Origin of the sequence: Segatella cerevisiae (genome assembly GCF_024054555.1) — a bacterium.
Taxonomy (GTDB): Bacteria; Bacteroidota; Bacteroidia; order Bacteroidales; family Bacteroidaceae; genus Prevotella; species Prevotella cerevisiae.
Genome location: NZ_JAMXLY010000101.1, coordinates 1 through 1799 on the forward strand (window position 1 = coordinate 1; position 1799 = coordinate 1799).

At 37.2% G+C, this 1799-nt stretch carries 2 protein-coding genes and 1 pseudogene; 2 read left to right on the forward strand and 1 reads right to left on the reverse strand.

Annotated features, from left to right (window positions below):
* Both NG821_RS12755 and NG821_RS12720 read left to right on the forward strand, forming a co-directional pair.
* A pseudogene (locus NG821_RS12755) lies at nt 1-101 on the forward strand (IS30 family transposase); the annotation flags it as partial.
* A gap of 175 nt (nt 102-276) precedes the next feature.
* Nucleotides 277-711, forward strand: coding sequence for a DUF1648 domain-containing protein (locus tag NG821_RS12720; protein WP_394802093.1), 435 nt, complete (start codon nt 277-279; stop codon nt 709-711).
* Nucleotides 712-927: 216 nt separating this feature from the next.
* Here the strand turns inward: NG821_RS12720 and NG821_RS12465 are convergent, their stop codons facing one another.
* Nucleotides 928-1431, reverse strand: a complete 504-nt coding sequence (locus NG821_RS12465) for an N-acetyltransferase (protein WP_252761982.1) — start codon at nt 1429-1431, stop codon at nt 928-930.
* Nucleotides 1432-1799: the final 368 nt, after the last annotated feature.

Below are 1799 nucleotides of genomic sequence, written 5' to 3' on the forward strand. Positions count from 1 at the left end.
TTCAGAAAATAAAGATGATTGAGTATAAAATTAACACAAGACCAAGAAAGAAGTTGAACTTTGACTGTCCGCTTGAATCCTTTTATGATAAGATTATCTAAATTTGCACTTGCTTGTTGAATTCACCATATTATATTCTTACCGTTTTTGAAAAAAACTATTAAAATGTTTGGAAATGGTTTATTTTACACCTATATTTGCAACTATTAATATTGCAATATACCAACTAAAATACACAGAATCACGGTTTGTGGAAATAAACTAATAACAAAGACTATGAAATTCAAGAAGAAAGAATCCTTACCAATTTTATTCATTATTATTTCCCTGGTTATTACTATATATGTTCAGAAATTGGGCGATAACATTGTATTACATTGGGATTTTGTCGGTAACATCAAATCTCTCGGTCCATCTGAAACCCTATTTCTATTGCCTATGGTCATGTGCCTCGTTTATTGCATCTTACTCTATTATGAAGAACATCCTGAAAAGATAAATAGTACTAAGAGACCTCCTGTTGGTATAGAGCCTAATCATGCATGGAGAAAATATTGCTATCTTTTTAGAGCAACAACCATGTTATTACTTTTATACATCACTGTGTGCTCAGCTAGATTTTTAATTCTACATATAACACTTGTATATGCGTTACTCTTAATTTTGATCTATCTATTATTTACAGCATTACATATATTGCATAAAAAGTAGACGAACTATGAACAGTAATTGAAATTGTGACTGGAGTTATTGCCAGTTCTATTATACGGGAATCTTACGATGCCATGCAAGCACTCTTCCCACAGAAAAACTGAATCAGCAAATACTCAATGCAAAGTCAAAGCATACACTACATGAGTACTGACGGAATTTATACCCTGACTGAGTTTCATATTCGAGCCGACTATTTTACCATCACAAACAAGATCATTTTATCCATTGGTATGCAAACCGTGCATCACCGGATGCCAGATAGATGATACCACAATAGGTGAATCCATATTCCTGAATGACGTGTCTCATGATCTTATTATCACGATGTGTATCGATCCGGATATTGTCATATCGGGAGGAACAGAAATCCATTACAGATTTGAATATGCCGTGAACATTGGGAAGGCTAGCCAGACGGTGAATCGTGTGATAGGGATGAATGTCATCAAGCCACTGCCCCTTGTCAATGATGCGATAAGTCGGCTCAGGTGAAAGCAGACACGCAAAATAAGACACGATGACTCCATCATCCACGATGACAAATGCGCCTTGCCTATGAATATCAGAAATGACGTCGGCTCCTGAAGGGTAGCCGTCATTCCACTGTGCCATATCACCATTCCGCCTCATAATGAGTCTAGCCGCATCTATGACCTGTATGATAGCAGGTAAATCCTCGAGAGTAGCCGGACGAATAGCCCTGATTTCTGTTGCCATAATGAGCAAAATTAATAATATCCTTAATGACTAAGGGTATTGAATCACTTCGGTGCAAAAGTAACAAAAAAGAGGAAAACGAAGGCTTGAGAATCCAAAAATATCAGACAGGTTGTTATGGTACAAAGATCATGTAACGGGATAGTCAGATGAACTGTGTCAAAGTCCTTTTTTGTTTAGTTGTTAACCTCATCAGAAAGGCACGATTTCCAATCGTGTTTTTCGGATGAGGGACATTACAGTCAGCAAAGTTACATAATCTTGAATCTGTCTCCAAATTTTATAGCCAATTGCTGAGCCGTGAGTCCCCAATTCGATATCGGCATGGTCCATTTCCTGCGTATGTTGCGGTATGCCAGGTAGACAAG